We start from the raw sequence: 240 nt of genomic DNA, 5'->3' as shown, positions 1-240 counted from the left end.
ACTTGGCGCAGGTCAAGAACCAGTTATTGATGCTGTTACTGGATTGCAGTGATATGCTAGCAGTTACCGGTTCATTTTTTCCAGCACTTCGAGATACAGCGAGTGTTTCCAGTCCTACAATTGAATCGGCCATCGCAAATGCGCCAAGAGCACCGTCCTTCATCAATTTAAATTCCGTTGTGTATGGCTTAATTTCTTTGCTTCTACCAACTACAATGAAATTCTGCTTCGACTCGATGA

Annotated in this window: 1 protein-coding gene; it reads right to left on the bottom strand. The window is 43.3% G+C overall.

Going from position 1 to position 240, the window contains the following annotated elements; genetic code table 11:
• A partial coding sequence (locus SB658_RS27135; protein ID WP_410603626.1) for a hypothetical protein occupies positions 1-240 on the bottom strand: 240 nt, incomplete at both ends.

It is taken from the genome of Bacillus sp. SIMBA_008 (genome assembly GCF_046535495.1).
GTDB classification, from domain to species: domain Bacteria; phylum Bacillota; class Bacilli; order Bacillales; family Bacillaceae; genus Bacillus; species Bacillus subtilis.
The sequence above is the reverse complement of the archived record's forward strand: the minus strand, read 5'-3'. Positions and strand labels throughout refer to the sequence as shown.